The organism is Glutamicibacter sp. BSL13 (genome assembly GCF_052928425.1).
The window spans coordinates 1-14002 of the sequence record NZ_JAVGCZ010000070.1 but is presented as its reverse complement, the minus strand read 5'-3'; the positions used below and the strand labels follow the sequence as shown (position 1 = coordinate 14002).

Annotated in this window: 12 protein-coding genes and 1 riboswitch; of the genes, 7 read left to right on the top strand and 5 right to left on the bottom strand. The window is 70.2% G+C overall.

Annotation, left to right across the window (positions count from 1 at the left end):
• Positions 1–1579: heavy metal translocating P-type ATPase (locus RCJ92_RS11560; RefSeq protein ID WP_446754644.1), on the top strand; the 1579-nt coding region annotated here is incomplete at its 5' end.
• Positions 1580–1638: 59 nt separating this feature from the next.
• Here the strand turns inward: RCJ92_RS11560 and serS are convergent.
• Positions 1639–2916: a serine--tRNA ligase gene (serS, locus tag RCJ92_RS11555; protein ID WP_138173137.1), complete on the bottom strand. Its 1278-nt coding sequence runs from the start codon at positions 2914–2916 to the stop codon at positions 1639–1641.
• 38 nt (positions 2917–2954) lie between these two features.
• On the opposite strand from serS, the gene RCJ92_RS11550 reads away from it, so the two are divergent.
• Positions 2955–3998, top strand: a complete 1044-nt coding sequence (locus RCJ92_RS11550; protein WP_446754643.1) for a diacylglycerol/lipid kinase family protein — start codon at positions 2955–2957, stop codon at positions 3996–3998.
• Here the strand turns inward: RCJ92_RS11550 and pheA are convergent.
• On the bottom strand, positions 3995–4918 hold the full coding sequence (gene pheA, locus RCJ92_RS11545; RefSeq protein ID WP_138173141.1) for a prephenate dehydratase: 924 nt from the start codon (positions 4916–4918) through the stop codon (positions 3995–3997). The two genes, RCJ92_RS11550 and pheA, sit on opposite strands and share 4 nt — an antisense overlap.
• A complete protein-coding gene (locus tag RCJ92_RS11540; RefSeq protein ID WP_054821759.1) occupies positions 4915–5241 on the bottom strand; it encodes a rhodanese-like domain-containing protein in 327 nt (108 codons plus the stop codon). Before RCJ92_RS11540 ends, pheA begins: the two co-directional genes overlap by 4 nt.
• A 67-nt stretch (positions 5242–5308) precedes the next feature.
• Between RCJ92_RS11540 and RCJ92_RS11535 the strand changes: the two genes are divergently transcribed.
• Positions 5309–6661, top strand: coding sequence for an amidase (locus RCJ92_RS11535; protein ID WP_446754642.1), 1353 nt, complete (start codon positions 5309–5311; stop codon positions 6659–6661).
• Positions 6662–6740: 79 nt separating this feature from the next.
• A complete protein-coding gene (locus RCJ92_RS11530; protein ID WP_446754641.1) occupies positions 6741–8198 on the top strand; it encodes a peptide MFS transporter in 1458 nt (485 codons plus the stop codon).
• Positions 8199–8267: 69 nt separating this feature from the next.
• Here RCJ92_RS11530 and RCJ92_RS11525 read toward each other — a convergent pair whose 3' ends face one another.
• Complete coding sequence (locus tag RCJ92_RS11525) at positions 8268–8591, bottom strand: DUF4190 domain-containing protein (protein WP_054821637.1); 324 nt, start codon at positions 8589–8591, stop codon at positions 8268–8270.
• Between the two features lie 112 nt (positions 8592–8703).
• Here RCJ92_RS11525 and pgm point away from each other — a divergent pair, with 112 nt between their 5' ends.
• Positions 8704–10308, top strand: coding sequence for a phosphoglucomutase (alpha-D-glucose-1,6-bisphosphate-dependent) (pgm, locus tag RCJ92_RS11520; RefSeq protein ID WP_446754640.1), 1605 nt, complete (start codon positions 8704–8706; stop codon positions 10306–10308).
• Between the two features lie 21 nt (positions 10309–10329).
• On the opposite strand, the gene RCJ92_RS11515 is transcribed toward pgm, so the two are convergent.
• The gene (locus tag RCJ92_RS11515) at positions 10330–11763 is read right to left on the bottom strand and encodes an aldehyde dehydrogenase family protein (protein WP_446754639.1); all 1434 of its coding nucleotides are present in this window, start codon (positions 11761–11763) and stop codon (positions 10330–10332) included.
• 76 nt (positions 11764–11839) lie between these two features.
• On the opposite strand from RCJ92_RS11515, the gene RCJ92_RS11510 reads away from it, so the two are divergent.
• Together RCJ92_RS11510 and RCJ92_RS11505 are read left to right on the top strand one after the other, a co-directional pair.
• The gene (locus tag RCJ92_RS11510) at positions 11840–13429 is read left to right on the top strand and encodes a hypothetical protein (RefSeq protein ID WP_446754638.1); all 1590 of its coding nucleotides are present in this window, start codon (positions 11840–11842) and stop codon (positions 13427–13429) included.
• 66 nt (positions 13430–13495) lie between these two features.
• A riboswitch (TPP riboswitch) is annotated at positions 13496–13590 on the top strand.
• Positions 13582–14002 (top strand): hydroxyethylthiazole kinase (locus RCJ92_RS11505; RefSeq protein ID WP_446754637.1); only part of this gene is annotated, 421 nt, incomplete at its 3' end. (Overlaps the previous riboswitch by 9 nt.)

The window sequence follows — 14002 nt, the reverse complement described above, 5'->3', positions numbered from 1 at the left end:
GGCGCTGGTGGCCGTGGCCCCGGACGAGGCGGTGGTGCTGCGGGAGGGGCAGCAGCACCGCGTGCCGGCCGGGCAGGTGCTGGTCGGCGAGCTGGTGCTGGTCAAGGACGGGGCGAAGGTCCCGGTCGACGGCCGGGTGCAGCACGGCAGCGCCGGGGTGGATGAAAGTTCGATCACCGGGGAGTCCCTGCCGGTGGACAAGGCCGCCGGGGACCAGGTCTTCGCCGGCACCATCGCCACCAGCGGCTTCCTGCAGGTGGTGGCCGAGGGCATCGGCGCGGACACCACCCTGGCGCGCATCATCCACCGGGTCGAGGAGGCGCAGGACGCCCGGGCCCGCACGCAAAGCTTCTTCGACCGGTTCGCCACCTGGTACACCCCGGCGATCATCCTGCTGGCGCTGGTGGCCGGGCTGCTCACCTCCGATGTGGTGCTGGCCCTGACCCTACTGGTCATCGGCTGCCCCGGCGCCCTGGTGATCTCCATCCCGGTGGCGGTGGTGGCCGGCATTGGCAGGGCCGCGAAGGACGGGATCCTGATCAAGGGCGGGGAGTATCTGGAGCAGGCGGCACGGATTGACACGGTGGCCGTGGACAAGACCGGCACCCTGACCGAAGGCCGCCCGCAGCTGACCGACCTGGTGCCGGTCGGCCGGGGCGTGGACGCCGCGCAGCTGCTGGAGGTCGCCGCCCGCGGCGAGGCCGGCTCCGGGCACCCGCTGGCCCAGCCGATCCTTACGGCCGCCGCGCAGCGGGGCCTGTTGGTGCCGCTGCCCGAGCAGGTCGAACCGGTGCTGGGCAAGGGGATCCTCGCCCGCTCCGCCGGCCAGCGGATCCGGATCGGCAACCCCGCCCTGCTGGCCGATCACGGGCTGGTGCCCGGGGCGCGGGCGGCCGCCGCGGCCGGGGAACTGGCCGCCGCCGGCAAGACCCCGATGCTGGTGGCGCTGGACGGTCAGGTGCTGGGGGTGGTCGCGGTCGCGGACACGGTGCGCGCCGACGCCGCGCAGATGGTGCGCGAGCTGCGCGCGGTGGGGGTCAAGCGCATCGTCATGCTCACCGGGGACAGCGCCCCGGTGGCGCACGCGATCGCCGCCCGCACCGGCATCACCGAGGTCAGGGCGTCGCTGCTGCCCGAGGACAAGCTGGAGATGGTGCGCGAACTGCAGCGCGGCGGGCACACGGTCGCGATGGTCGGCGACGGGGTGAACGACGCCCCGGCCCTGGCTGCTGCGGACATCGGGGTGGCCATGGGCGCGGCCGGTTCGGCGGTGGCCGTGGAAACCGCCGATGTGGCGCTGATGGGGGACAACCTGCTGCGCCTGCCCCAGGCGATCGGTGCGGCCCGGCGCACGGTGCGGGTGATGCGCCAGAACATCATCATCGCGGTGGCCACCGTGGTGCTGCTGCTGGCCGGCGTGTTCGCCGGCGGGGTGACCATGGCGCTGGGCATGCTGGTGCACGAGGCCTCGGTGCTGGTGGTCATCGGCAACGCGATGCGCCTGCTGCGCCGCAGCCCGGCCCGCCGGGACGCCGGGGTCCAGCGCCCGGCCGCGCTGGGCGTCCAAGTCGAGGCATGAGGCGAAAAAACGCCACGGCCGCCGGTACCCTACCGGCGGCCGTGGCGTTCGCGGGCGTGCTAGGACAGCACTTCCAGCCCGCCCAGGTAGGGCTGCAGCGCCTTGGGCACGTTCACGGTGCCGTCCGGGTTCTGGTGGTTCTCCAGGATCGCCACAATCCAGCGGGTGGTGGCCAGGGTGCCGTTCAGGGTGGCCACGGCCCGGGTCTTGCCCGCCTTGCCGTCCACCACCTGGCGTTCACGGATGTTCAGGCGGCGGGCCTGGAAGGTGGTGCAGTTCGAGGTGGAGGTCAGCTCGCGGAAGGTCCCCTGGGTGGGCACCCACGCCTCGCAGTCGAACTTGCGGGCCGCGCTCATGCCCAGGTCCCCGGCGGCGGTGTCGATCACCCGGTAGGGCAGCTCCATCTTCGCCAGCATTTCCTCTTCCCACGCCAGCAGCCGGGCGTGCTCCGCCTCGGCCTGCTCGATCGTGGTGTAGACGAACATTTCCAGCTTGTTGAACTGGTGCACGCGGATGATCCCGCGGGTGTCCTTGCCCGCGGCCCCGGCCTCGCGGCGGTAGCAGGAGGACCAGCCGGCGTAGCGCAGCGGCCCGTCGGACAGGTCCATGATCTCGTTCGCGTGGTAGCCGGCCAGCGCCACCTCGCTGGTGCCCACCAGGTACAGGTCATCGCGTTCCAGGCGGTAGATCTCGTCATCGTGTTCGACGTCGAAGCCGGTGCCCTGCATGATTTCCGGGCGCACCAGGGTCGGGGTGACCATCGGGATGAACCCGTAGGAGACCGCCTGGTCCAGGGCCATGTTCATCATCGCCATCTCCAGGCGCGCGCCGATCCCCTTCAGGAAGTAGAAGCGCGAACCGGAGACCTTCGCCCCGCGCTCCATGTCGATCGCGTCCAGCTTCTCGGCGATCTGCAGGTGGTCCAGCGGCTCGAAGCCCTCGGCGGCAAAGTCGCGGGCCGTGCCCACGGTCTTGAGCACCGTGAAGTCGTCCTCGCCGCCGGAGGGGATGCCCTCGACGATCAGGTTCGGGATGGAGCGCTGCAGGGCGCTGGCCTTCGCGGCGGCGGCGTCGGCGGTGGCCTGGGCCTGCTTGACCTTCGCGGCCAGGTCCTTGACCTCGGCCAGCAGGGCGGCGCGCTCCTCGCCCTTGGCCTTGCCGACCTTCTTGGAGAACACGTTCTGCTCCGAGCGCAGCGTCTCGAAGGCGGCAATGGTTTCACGGCGGGCCACATCGGCGTCCAGCAGCTGGTCAACGAGCGTCTCGTCGGCGCCGCGGGCACGCTGCGAGGCGCGGTACAGGTCCGGATTATCGGTGAGCATTTTCAGGTCGATCACAAGATAAGCGTAGCAACCATGAGTACGATGAAGTCACTATGCATAGAAACCGCGTGATCATCGCTTCATTGGCCGGCGGCGCCGGCGTGGCCGCGCTGCTGAGCTGGCGGTCGGTGCGCAAGCTCATCGAACCCAGCAGCCCGCTGAGCCGGGAACCGGATGAGGTGGAGCAGGTCGCGGCCGGCCAGGTCGCCATCGTGGTCAATCCCTCCAAGTCACAAGCCGAAGCCGCCTGCCACGCGGTGCGTCGGGTGTGTGCCGAGGCCGGGCTGCCCGAGCCGCTGGTGTTTGAGACCACGGTGGATGACGCCGGGCAGGGCGGCGCGCGCCAGGCGCTGCAGGCCGGGTGCGACACCATCCTGGCCGCCGGCGGGGACGGCACGGTGCGCGCGGTGGCCGAGGTGATCGAGGGCGCGGAGGCGACCCTGGGCATCCTGCCGCTGGGCACCGGCAACCTGCTGGCCCGCAACCTGGAGATCCCGATCGACGATGTGCACACCACCGCGCTGCTGGCGGTGCGCGGCCGGGTGCGGCGCATCGACGTGGGGCATTTGCGCCTGCAGCACCTGAACGGCACGGAGGCGGACCACGCGTTCCTGGTGATCGCCGGGGTGGGCACCGACGCGGACCTCTTTGACGACACCGACGAGCAGCTCAAGCGCCGGGTCGGCTGGCTGGCCTACTCGGAGGCCGGGCTGCGCCAGCTGCCCGGGCAGCGCAAGCGCGTCTCCTTCCAGCTCGGGGACGGCCCCTGGCAGACCCGCCGGGTGCGTTCGGTGCTGTTCGCCAACTGCGGCAAGCTGCAGGGCCTGGACTTCGTGCCCGAGGCGAAGCTCGATGACGGGATCCTGGACGCGGTGGTGCTCTCCCCGCGCTCGGCGGCCGGGTGGGTGTGGATCTTTTTGAAGACCGCGTTCCGGGCGAAGAACGAGATCCCGGTGATTTCCTTCTACGAGACCAAGAAGGTCTCGCTGCGCTGCACGGAGCCGATGAACACGCAGATCGACGGGGACCCGACCGGCATGGTCAATACCCTGCAGGCCTGGATCAACCCGTCGGCGCTGCGCATCCGCACCGCCTAGAGGCGGTGCAGCAGCTGGCCCACCCATTCCCGGGCCCGGATGAAGGCCTCGTTGGAGTTGTGTGAGTCGATGCTCGGGGTGATCCCCTCCGCGGCATTGTAGGAGCCCAGGAACTTCAGGTCCGGGCACAATCGGTGCAGCCCGGTCAGCGCCGCGGCGACCCGCTCCTCGGCCAGGTGCCCGTCGATGTCCACGGAGAAGAAGTAGCTGCCCAGCCCCGTGCCGGTGGGCCGGGACTCGATGCGTGAGAGGTTCACCCCGCGCGCGGCGAACTGCTCCAGCAGCGCCATCAGCGCGCCGGGCTTGTCCTCGGGCAGCGGGACGATCAGGGTGGTCTTGTCCACCCCGGTGGGCGCCGGCAGCGGTCCGGGACGGGTGACCAGGAAGAAGCGGGTGACCGCCCCCAGGTTGTCCTCCACGCCCTCGACCAGCACCTTCAGGTTGCGGTCGTGGGCCACCAGCGGCGAGCAGATCGCCGCCTGGTGGTGCTGTTCGGGGTCCTGCAGCCCCACGGCGGCGGCCGCGGTGGAGGAGCCCTGGATAAATTCCGCTCCGGGAATATTGGCCTGCACCCAGCCCCGGCACTGCGCCCAGGCGACCGAATGCGTGGAAATCTGGGTGATCTGCTCCAGCGCGTCGATGTCCTCGCGCACCGCCAGCACGAACGTGATCGGGACCAGCACCTCGCGCACGATCTGCAGGTGGTCGGCCCGGGCGATCGCGTCCAGGGTGGCCGAGACCCCGCCCTCCACGGAGTTCTCGATCGGCACCATCGCCCCGTCCACGGAGCCCTCCAGCACCATCGCCAGCGCCTCGTTCACGTTGGCGGCCGGGACCCGCTCGGCCTCGTCCGCGCCGGGAACCTGCAGCAGGGCGGCCTCGGTGAAGGTTCCCGACGGGCCCAGGTAGGCATATCTCATCGAACGGCCGGCTCCTGCCCGTTTTCGGATTCCATCGGCAGCTGCGCCTCGATCCACGCGTCCGAGCCCCCGGCAATGTTGTACACCGAGTAGCCCATCCCGGTCAGCCAGGCCGAGGCCTGGGCGGAGCGGCCCCCGGTGCGGCAGATGACATAGGTGTCCACATCCGGATCCAGTTCCTCGAAGCGCTCGGGAAGCTGGCCCAGCGGGATGTGGGTGGCGCCCTTGGCGTGGCCCTCAACCCATTCGAAGTCCTCGCGCACATCCAGGATCAGCGCCCCGTCGGGCACCTCGGTCACCGAGACGGTCTCGAAGTCACTCATGGTTAGCGTTCCTCTCGCATAGGGTGTTTGCTTATAAGACTAATGAGTTCGAGCATCGAAAGCAGACATGTTGACGTCATCCGCCCTGAAGTTGCGCAACCAGCTGGCCGCCGGGGAGGTCTCCAGCCGGGAAGTGACCGAACACTACCTGCGGCGCATTGAACGCTTCGCCTCCCTGGGCGCGTTCGTGCACGTGGAGCAGCGGGCGCTGCAGGCCGCGGCGGCCGCGGACCGCCAGTTCATGCGCGGGCCCATCGGGCGGCTGCACGGGATGCCGATCGCGTTCAAGGACCTGAACGAGGTCGCCGGGATGCCCACCACCTACGGGTCCAGGGCGGTGCCGCACCTGGTGGCGGCACGCGACCACCCGCTGGTGGCCCGGCTGCGCGCCGAGGGGGTGGTCATCACCGGAAAGACCCAGGTCCCGGAGTTCGGGCTGAGCAGTTATTCGGAGAACCTGGTCGCCGCCCCCTCCCGCAACCCGATGAACCCCCAGCTGTCCTCCGGGGGATCCTCCGGCGGGCAGGCGGCGGCGGTGGCCGCCGGGCTGCTGCCGCTGGCCCCGGGCAGCGACGGGGGCGGGTCGGTGCGCATCCCGGCCGCGGCCTGCGGGCTGGTGGGCCTGAAGCCGGCGCTCGGGCGGGTTCCGGCCGATGTCGCCGAGGGCTACCTGGACCGCTTCGGCGCCCCGAAGCTGACCGTGAGCGGTCCGCTGGGGCGCGATGCGAAGGACACCGCCCTGCTGCTGGATGCGATGCTCGGCCAGGACCGCTACCTGCCGGCCCTACAGGACGGGCCGGTGGACGCGCTGCGCGGGCTGCGCATCGGCTACAGCACCCACTCCCCCTTTGAGCCGGTCTACCAGATCCGGCTCAGCAGTGACGCGCGGGCCGCGTTCGAGCGCGGGCTGCGGCTGCTGGAGCACCGCCACCACGTCATGCCCGCCGACCTGCGCTACGCCCCGGACTACCCCGAAACGTTCGCCACGGTGTGGACCAACGGGCTGAAGGACGTGGCGATCGGCGACGAATCGCTGCTGGGCACCCTGGCCCGGGACTACCGGCGCCGCTCCCGCCAGCGCAGCGCGCAGGTCTCGCTGGGCGCCGCCACCCGGATTAAGCAGATCGCCGCGGACCTCATCGCCCAGTGGTCGGCCTATGACGTGATCGCCACCCCGGCGATGGCCCACACGCCCCCGCCGATCGGCTACTACACCCGCCATGACGCGGACACCGACTACCGGCTGCAGTGCCAGTACACCCCATACACCTCGATGGTCAACGTCGCCGGGTGCTCGGCGATCACCGTCCCGGTGGCCACCGCCGCCGATGGCATGCCAATGAGCATTCAGCTCATTTCAGCCCACGCCAACGAGGAAAAACTGCTCATTTTGGCACACCAGCTGCTGGCCGAAGCATAACAGGCTGTGATCCACCAAACCGTGTGAGATCTATCGCAAAAGTAGGCATCGAAGTCAAGAAGGGCGAAAAATGTTACGCATGTCTACTGTTTCACCGAGCACCACCGGCACGGGCAAGACCTTCTTCGGTCACCCCGGCGCGCTGGCCAACCTGTTCAGCGTCGAGATGTGGGAACGCTTCTCCTTCTACGGCATGCAGGCACTGCTGGCCTACTACATGTACTTCTCGGCCACCGAGGGCGGCCTGGGCATGGAGCAGGGCCTGGCGCTGTCGCTGGTGGGCGCCTACGGTGGCGCGGTCTACCTGAGCACCATCCTGGGGGCCTGGGTCTCGGACCGCCTGCTCGGCCCGGAACGGGTGCTGTTCATCTCCGCGGTCGTGATCATGGGCGGTCACCTGGCCCTGGCGCTGCTGCCCGGCGTGGTGGGCCTGGCCATCGGCCTGGTGATGGTGGCCGTGGGCTCGGGCGGGCTGAAGGCCAACGCCACCGCCCTGGTCGGCTCGCTGTACTCCAAGGAGGACCCGAAGGCCGACGCCGGCTTCTCGATCTTCTACATGGGCGTAAACATCGGCGGGCTGGTCGGCCCGCTGCTGACCGGGCTGCTGCACAAGCACTTCGGCTTCCACATGGGCTTCGGCGCCGCCGCGGTGGGCATGGCCCTGGGCCTGGTCATCTACGGGTTCGGACGCAAGAACCTGCCCGAGTCGGTGCGCCAGGTCGCCAACCCGCTGCCGGCCGCTGAGCGCAAGCGCTACCTGCTGATCTTCGCCGCCGTGCTGGTGGTCATCGTGCTGGCCTTCACACTGAAGATCGTCACCCCCGAGAACCTGGCCTCCACCATCGCCTACGTGGTGATCGCCGCCAGCATCATCTACTTCGTGCTGATCCTGCGCAGCCCCCGGGTGGATGCGACCGAACGCAAGCACGTGTACGCGTTCATCCCGTTCTACATCGCCTCCGCCGCGTTCTGGGCGCTGTTCCAGCAGCAGTTCACCTTCATCGCCGCGTACTCGGCCGAACGCCTGGACCGCCACCTGTTCGGCTGGGAAATGCCGGCCAGCTGGGTGCAGTCCATCAACCCGGTGTTCATCGTGCTGCTGGCCGGGGTGTTCGCCACCATGTGGACGAAGCTCGGTTCCCGCCAGCCGCGCACCAGCGTGAAGTTCGGCCTGTCGCTGGTCGTGGTGGGCATCGCCTTCTTGTGCTTCATCCCGCTGAACTCGCTGGCCAAGACCCCGCTGCTGGCCCTGGTGGGGATCCTGCTGCTGTGCACCATCGCCGAGCTGCTGCTCTCCCCGATCGGCCAGGCGGTGACCACCAAGCTGGCCCCGGCCGCGTTCGGCACCCAGATGATCGCCCTGTTCTTCCTCTCGGTCTCGCTGGGCACCACCCTGTCCGGCGTGCTGGCCGGGTACTACACCGAGGGCAATGAGGTCGCCTACTTCCTGTGGCTGGGCGGCACCGCGGTGGTGCTGGGCCTGGCGATGTTCGCCGCCACCCCGGCGCTGAAGAAGCTGATGGGCACCGTGCACTAGCAGGTCCCCGCACACGCCGATGGCCTGGTCCCCTCACGGGGGCCAGGCCATTTTCCTGTTTGCGCGCCCTTAGGCGTAGTCGGAGTACATGCTCTGGTTCAGGTCGGTGTAGAACGAGGCGGAGAAGAAGAACACGAAGATGATGAACGCGTAGCACAGCAGCGCCAGCACCAGCCCCACCCAGGAGGTGATCAGCCCGGCCAGGGCCATCCCGCGCCCGGCCGGCTCGCGCCGGTACCCCAGGTGGCCGGTGATCACCCCGGCCAGGGGGATGAAGATGATGACCAGGAATCCAAGCAGGGACAGGATTCCCAGGACCAGGGAGGCCACCGAGAGTCCGGTGGGCTGCGGCGGGGGCACATAGGTGTTCTGGGGGTACGGGTGGTAGCTCATCGCCTCCATCCTATAAACCGTCCGGGAACCAGGGAAACCGGCGCGGCGCGCACCGCCAACCCCGATAGGATGCCTAGTAGCAGACTCTTGACCTGGCAGACAAAGGATGGGCATGGCACACGAACGCGCGGGACAGCCGGCACGCGAAGAAGACCTGATCGACCTGCAGGAGGTCCTGGACGCCTACTTCAGCCGCGTTCCCGATCCGCAGCAGGCCGGGCAGCGGGTCTCCTTCGGCACCTCCGGGCACCGCGGCAGCTCGCTGAACGGCTCCTTCAACGAGGCGCACATCGCCGCGATCACCCAGGCGGTGGTGGACTACCGCGTCTCGGCCGGGATCACCGGTCCCATGTACGTGGGCAAGGACAGCCACGCCCTGTCCGAACCGGCGTACCGCACCGTGCTGCAGGTGCTGGCCGGCAACTCGGTGCGCGTGCTGGCCGAGGACGGGCTGACCCCCACCCCGGCGCTGAGCCACGCCATCCTGGTGCACAACGCCGCCGGCGGCCAGCAGGCCGACGGGCTGATCATCACCCCGTCGCACAACCCGCCGGCCGACGGCGGGATCAAGTACAACCCGCCGCACGGCGGGCCGGCCGAATCCGAAATCACCGGCCCGATCGCCCAGCGCGCGAACGAGCTGCTTGAATCCGGGCAGATCCGCCGGGCCGAACCGGACGCCGAGGCGTTCGACTTCCGGGAACTGTACGTCACCGACCTGGCCGAGGTGATCGACTTCGCCGCGATCGCCGAGTCCGGGATCAGCATTGGCGCCGACCCGCTGGGCGGGGCCTCGGCCCACTACTGGGGGGAAATCGGGCGGCGCTACGGGCTGAACCTGGAGGTGGTCAACGAGCGGGTGGACCCGCGGTTCGGGTTCATGACGCTGGACAAGGACGGCAAGATCCGCATGGACTGCTCCTCCCCGGATGCGATGGCCTCCCTGGTGGCGAACCGCCGCAGCTACGACATCGCCACCGGCAATGACGCGGACGCTGACCGGCACGGGATCGTCACCCCGGACGCCGGGCTGATGAACCCGAACCACTTCCTGGCCGTGGCCATCGACTACCTGCTCACCCACCGCCCGCAGTGGCCGGGGGACGCGCAGGTGGGCAAGACCCTGGTCTCCTCGGTGCTCATCGACCGGGTCGTCGCCGCCCACGGCCGCCAGCTGCTGGAGGTGCCGGTGGGCTTCAAGTACTTCGTGCAGCCGCTGGCCACCGGCCGGGCGGTGTTCTGCGGGGAGGAATCGGCCGGGGCCTCCTTCCTGACCCGGGGCGGGCGCCCGTTCAGCACCGACAAGGACGGGATCATGCTGGCGCTGCTGGCCAGCGAGATCCGCGCGGTCACCGGCAAGTCCCCCAGCCAGCTGCACGCCGGGCTGGTGCGGGAACACGGCACCAGCTACTACGCCCGCTTCGACGCGCCGGCGGACCTGCAGCAGAAGGAGGTGCTGGGCCGGCTTGATGCGCAGGCGGTGCAGGCCACGCAGCTGGCCGGGGACGCGATCACCACCAAGGCCACCGAGGCCAGCGGCTACCCGATCGGCGGGCTGAAGGTCTCCAGCCAGCGCGCCTGGTTCGCCGCCCGGCCCTCGGGCACCGAGGACATCTACAAGATCTACGCCGAATCCACGGTGGGCCAGGAGCACCTGCAGCAGGTGCTCGCCGAGGCCCGCCAGATCGTGGACGCCGCGCTGGCCGGCCAGGTGTAGCCCGCCGCCACGGCGCCGGGGCTAGATGAGCTTGTCGATGAACTTGCGCTTGGCCCAGGAGTAGGGCGGGTAGACGGCGTTCAGGGTGTCGATCACCGTGGTCTTGTTCAGCTCCGGACGCATCTGCGAGAGCCGCTCAAAGCCGTGCTTGCCGTGGTAGGCACCCATGCCGCTGTCCCCCACGCCGCCAAAGGGCAGGGTCGGGACGATCAGGTGGGTCATCGGCGCGTTGTGCACGATCGCCCCGGCCCGCACCCGGTCGGAGAAGATCGACTGCAGCCGCGGGTTCTCGCTCATCAGGTAGGCGGCCAGCGGGGCGGGGCGTTCGGCGATGAACTGCAGGGCCGCGTCGAAGGACTCCACCTCGATCACCGGCAGGATCGGACCGAAGATCTCCTCGGTCATCAGCGGGCTGTCCAGCTCCACGTCGCGCATCACCGTGGGGGCCAGGCGCAGGGTCTGGGCGTCGCTCTGCCCGCCGATGACCACCCGCCCGTGCTCCAGCAGCCCGGTGAGCCGCTCAAAGTGCTGGCGTGAGACGATCCGCCCGTAGTCCTGGTGGCTGATCGGGTCCCGGCCGTAGAAGCTGCCAATCGCCTTGGCCAGGCGGTCAACCAGCGCGTCCGCGTCCCCGATGGACAGGATGTAGTCCGGGGCCACGCAGGTCTGCCCGCTGTTCATGAACTTGGCGAACGCGATCCGCTTGGCGGTGGCCGGCAGGTGGTTGTCCACCACGGTCGGGCATTTGCCGCCCAGCTCCAGCGTGGTGGGGGTCAGGTGCTCGGCGGCCGCGCGCGCCACGATCCGCGCCACCCGCGCCCCGCCGGTGTAGAAGATGTGGTCCCAGCGCGCGGCCAGCAGCTCGGTGGCGGTGTCCACCCCGCCCTCGCACACCGCGTACACCCGCGGATCCAGGTAGTGCGGCAGCAGCCGGGCGATCGTGCCGGAGGTGGCCGGGGCCAGTTCGGAGGGCTTGAGCACCGCCGCGTTGCCGGCCGCGATCGCGGCGATCAGCGGGGCCAGCAGCAGCTGCAGAGGATAGTTCCAGGCGCCGATGATCAGCACCACCCCCAGCGGCCGCGGCTCGATCTTGGCCATCGCCGGCTGCAGCGACAGCGGCACCTTCACCGAGGTGGAGTCCATCCACTCGGCCAGGTGGCGCTGGGCAACGTCGATTTCCGTGCGCAGGAAGTCGATCTCGGAGAACTTCGCCTCGGTCGCGCTCTTGCCCAGGTCCTCGGCGAGCGCGGCGATGAAGTCCTCCTCGCGTTCGGCCAGCATCTTCTCCAGGGCCCGCAGCTGCTGGGCGCGGAAACGGCGCGGATGGGTGATGCGCGCGTCGGCGGAGCGGCGCAGGTGCGCGATCATCTCCGCGATCTTGCCCGGGTGCTCGTCGACCGGCGGCGCGGTTTCCCCGACCGGTTCCGGCGGCTGCTGTGAGGTGAAGATTCCCATGGCTCGAGCGTACGTCATCCCCCGGCCCCCGTTTGCGCCACCGGGTTGATACATTGGGCTGGATAAAGGAGGGCCGATGACCGACCTGAGCGCGCCGCTGGGCTCGTTCGCCGTCGCCGCCGCCCTGGTGGCGCTGATCCTGCGGGCCCTCAGCCCGAGCGGGAGCGGGAACCTGCTGGCCCAGGCGCGCCGGTACGCCCGGTGGTGCGCGCTCATCGGGTTCCTCGCCGCCGTCTCCACCGACTGGTTCGATGCCTCCTACCTGATCAGCGCCGAGGGGCAGGCGGTGCCCGGCGGCTGGCCGGGCGCGGTGGGGCGGGCCGCCACCCCGGCGCTGTGGGTCGGGTTCGTCTACGTGCTGGCCCAGTTCACCGGGCCGCGCGTGCAGCGCAGCGCCGACCCGCAGCCGCGCACCGGGCTGGTGCCCGGCAAGCTGGTGGCGGCCCTCGTCCTGGTCCTGGCCGGCTCGCTCACCGCGCTGTGGGCGGCGAGCGATGTGCCCTACCGGGCTCCCACCGCGCAGCGCGAGCTCAGCGGGGAGGAATTGAGCTACTTCATCCCCGCCGCCGACGGGTTGCGCCCGGCCGGCGAGGTGCTGCCGTACCTGGCCCTCTGCCTGGGGCTGCTGGTGGCCGCCACCCTCCTGGCCAGCCTGGTGATCCTGCGCCGCAGGCCGCTGCCGGGGATCTCGCGGCACGACAACCGGGTGCTGCGCCGGGTGTGGCTGAACCGGCTGTACCGCACCGTGGCCGTGGTCCTGGCCGCCAACGGCGCGGCCGCCCTGCACTACAAGGCCCGGTGGTTCCACCAGCAGGCCGCGGACGGGGACCTTGAGCGGCTGCGCGCGCTGGGCGACGGCTGGGATTCGGTAGGGAACTACGCCGTGCTCGGCGTCGCCCTGCTGATGCTGTTCTGGCGCCCGCCGCAGAACTTTGAGGGCGTCACCGCCGTGCCGCGGCATCCGGTGCGCGCCCTGCGCGATCACCTGTTCGCCACCCAGTACGTGGCGCTGGGCGCCTCACTGATCCTGCTGCTCGTCCTGTGGCCCACGCACTCACCGCAGCCGCAGGCCCTGCCCGATGCGCGGCCGGGGATGCACCTGATGGTGCTGATCACCGGCGCCGCCCTGCTCTACCTGGTGATCACCGGCAGCAGCATGGGGTACGTGCACGGCAAGGCCGGTCGGACCGGGCCCCGGCACTGGGGGCCGCTTCCGCGCTGGGTCTACCCGGTGGCCGGGCTGTTGATGGCCGCCAGCGTCTACTTCCTGCTGCGCCCGCCACTGGACCACCTGTGGGGGCTGGTCACCGCCCCGGCGGCGTTCATCCTGCTGCTGGTGGCGGTGCTGTTGCTGGCCCACGCCGCCGTGCGCCTGGCCAGCCGGCGGATGCAGGTGGCCTGGGCGGTGGATGGGCACTGGGAGCGCTGGTACCGGCAGGTGATCGAATTCCGTTCGCTGCGCACCGTGACCGCCGCCCTGGGCGCCCTGCTGTTCTGCGGCTACGGGTTTGACTACGGGTGGGTCGGGCTCAGCCTGGCGGTGCTGTGCTTCCCGGCGCGGCTGCTCATCCCGCACCCCGGCCCCGAACGGCACCCGGCAGCGGCACATGGGCGCCCGGCTGCTGCCGGCCCTACTGCGCCGCCGGGCGCGCCGCGCCGGCCCTGACCGGGGGCGGCGCGGTGCGGCGCGTCACAGGTTTGTCAACACGTGGGCGATTGCGTACGCTCGGTCACGAGTGACACGGGGTGTCGGCGCCGCCGACTGAGATGACACCCGTCGAACCTGAACTAGTTCAAACTAGCGGAGGGATGTCGCACATGACCCTGCCTGCCGTGATCCATTCACTGCGCCACACCAGCCCCCTGGTGTTCTGCCTGACCAACACCGTGGTCGCCAACTTCACCGCCAACGCGCTGCTGGCCGCCGGCGCCGCCCCGGCCATGACGAACCTGCCCGGGGAGGCCGGGCCGTTCGCGAAGACCGCCTGCGCGGTGCTGGTGAACCTGGGCACCCCCAGCACCGAACAGCTGGCCGCCATGGATGAGGCGATCGAGGCCGCGAACCAGGCCAACACGCCCTGGGTGCTGGACCCGGTGGCCGTTGGCGCGCTGGCGGTGCGCACGCGCTACGCCCAGCGCATTGTTTCGCTGCGCCCCGCCTTGATCCGCGGCAACGCCTCGGAGATCATGGCCCTGGCCGGGCACCAGTCCACCGGGCGCGGGGTGGATTCGGCCGACC

Excerpts from the sequence above, each read along its gene's own strand:
- RCJ92_RS11530 (WP_446754641.1), top strand. The coding sequence starts at position 6,741 with ATGTCTACTGTTTCACCGAGCACCACCGGCACGGGCAAGACCTTCTTC.
- RCJ92_RS11525 (WP_054821637.1), bottom strand. The coding sequence starts at position 8,591 with ATGAGCTACCACCCGTACCCCCAGAACACCTATGTGCCCCCGCCGCAG.
- RCJ92_RS11535 (WP_446754642.1), top strand. The coding sequence starts at position 5,309 with ATGTTGACGTCATCCGCCCTGAAGTTGCGCAACCAGCTGGCCGCCGGG.
- pheA (WP_138173141.1), bottom strand. The coding sequence starts at position 4,918 with ATGAGATATGCCTACCTGGGCCCGTCGGGAACCTTCACCGAGGCCGCC.
- RCJ92_RS11550 (WP_446754643.1), top strand. The coding sequence starts at position 2,955 with ATGCATAGAAACCGCGTGATCATCGCTTCATTGGCCGGCGGCGCCGGC.
- pgm (WP_446754640.1), top strand. The coding sequence starts at position 8,704 with ATGGCACACGAACGCGCGGGACAGCCGGCACGCGAAGAAGACCTGATC.
- RCJ92_RS11510 (WP_446754638.1), top strand. The coding sequence starts at position 11,840 with ATGACCGACCTGAGCGCGCCGCTGGGCTCGTTCGCCGTCGCCGCCGCC.
- RCJ92_RS11540 (WP_054821759.1), bottom strand. The coding sequence starts at position 5,241 with ATGAGTGACTTCGAGACCGTCTCGGTGACCGAGGTGCCCGACGGGGCG.
- RCJ92_RS11515 (WP_446754639.1), bottom strand. The coding sequence starts at position 11,763 with ATGGGAATCTTCACCTCACAGCAGCCGCCGGAACCGGTCGGGGAAACC.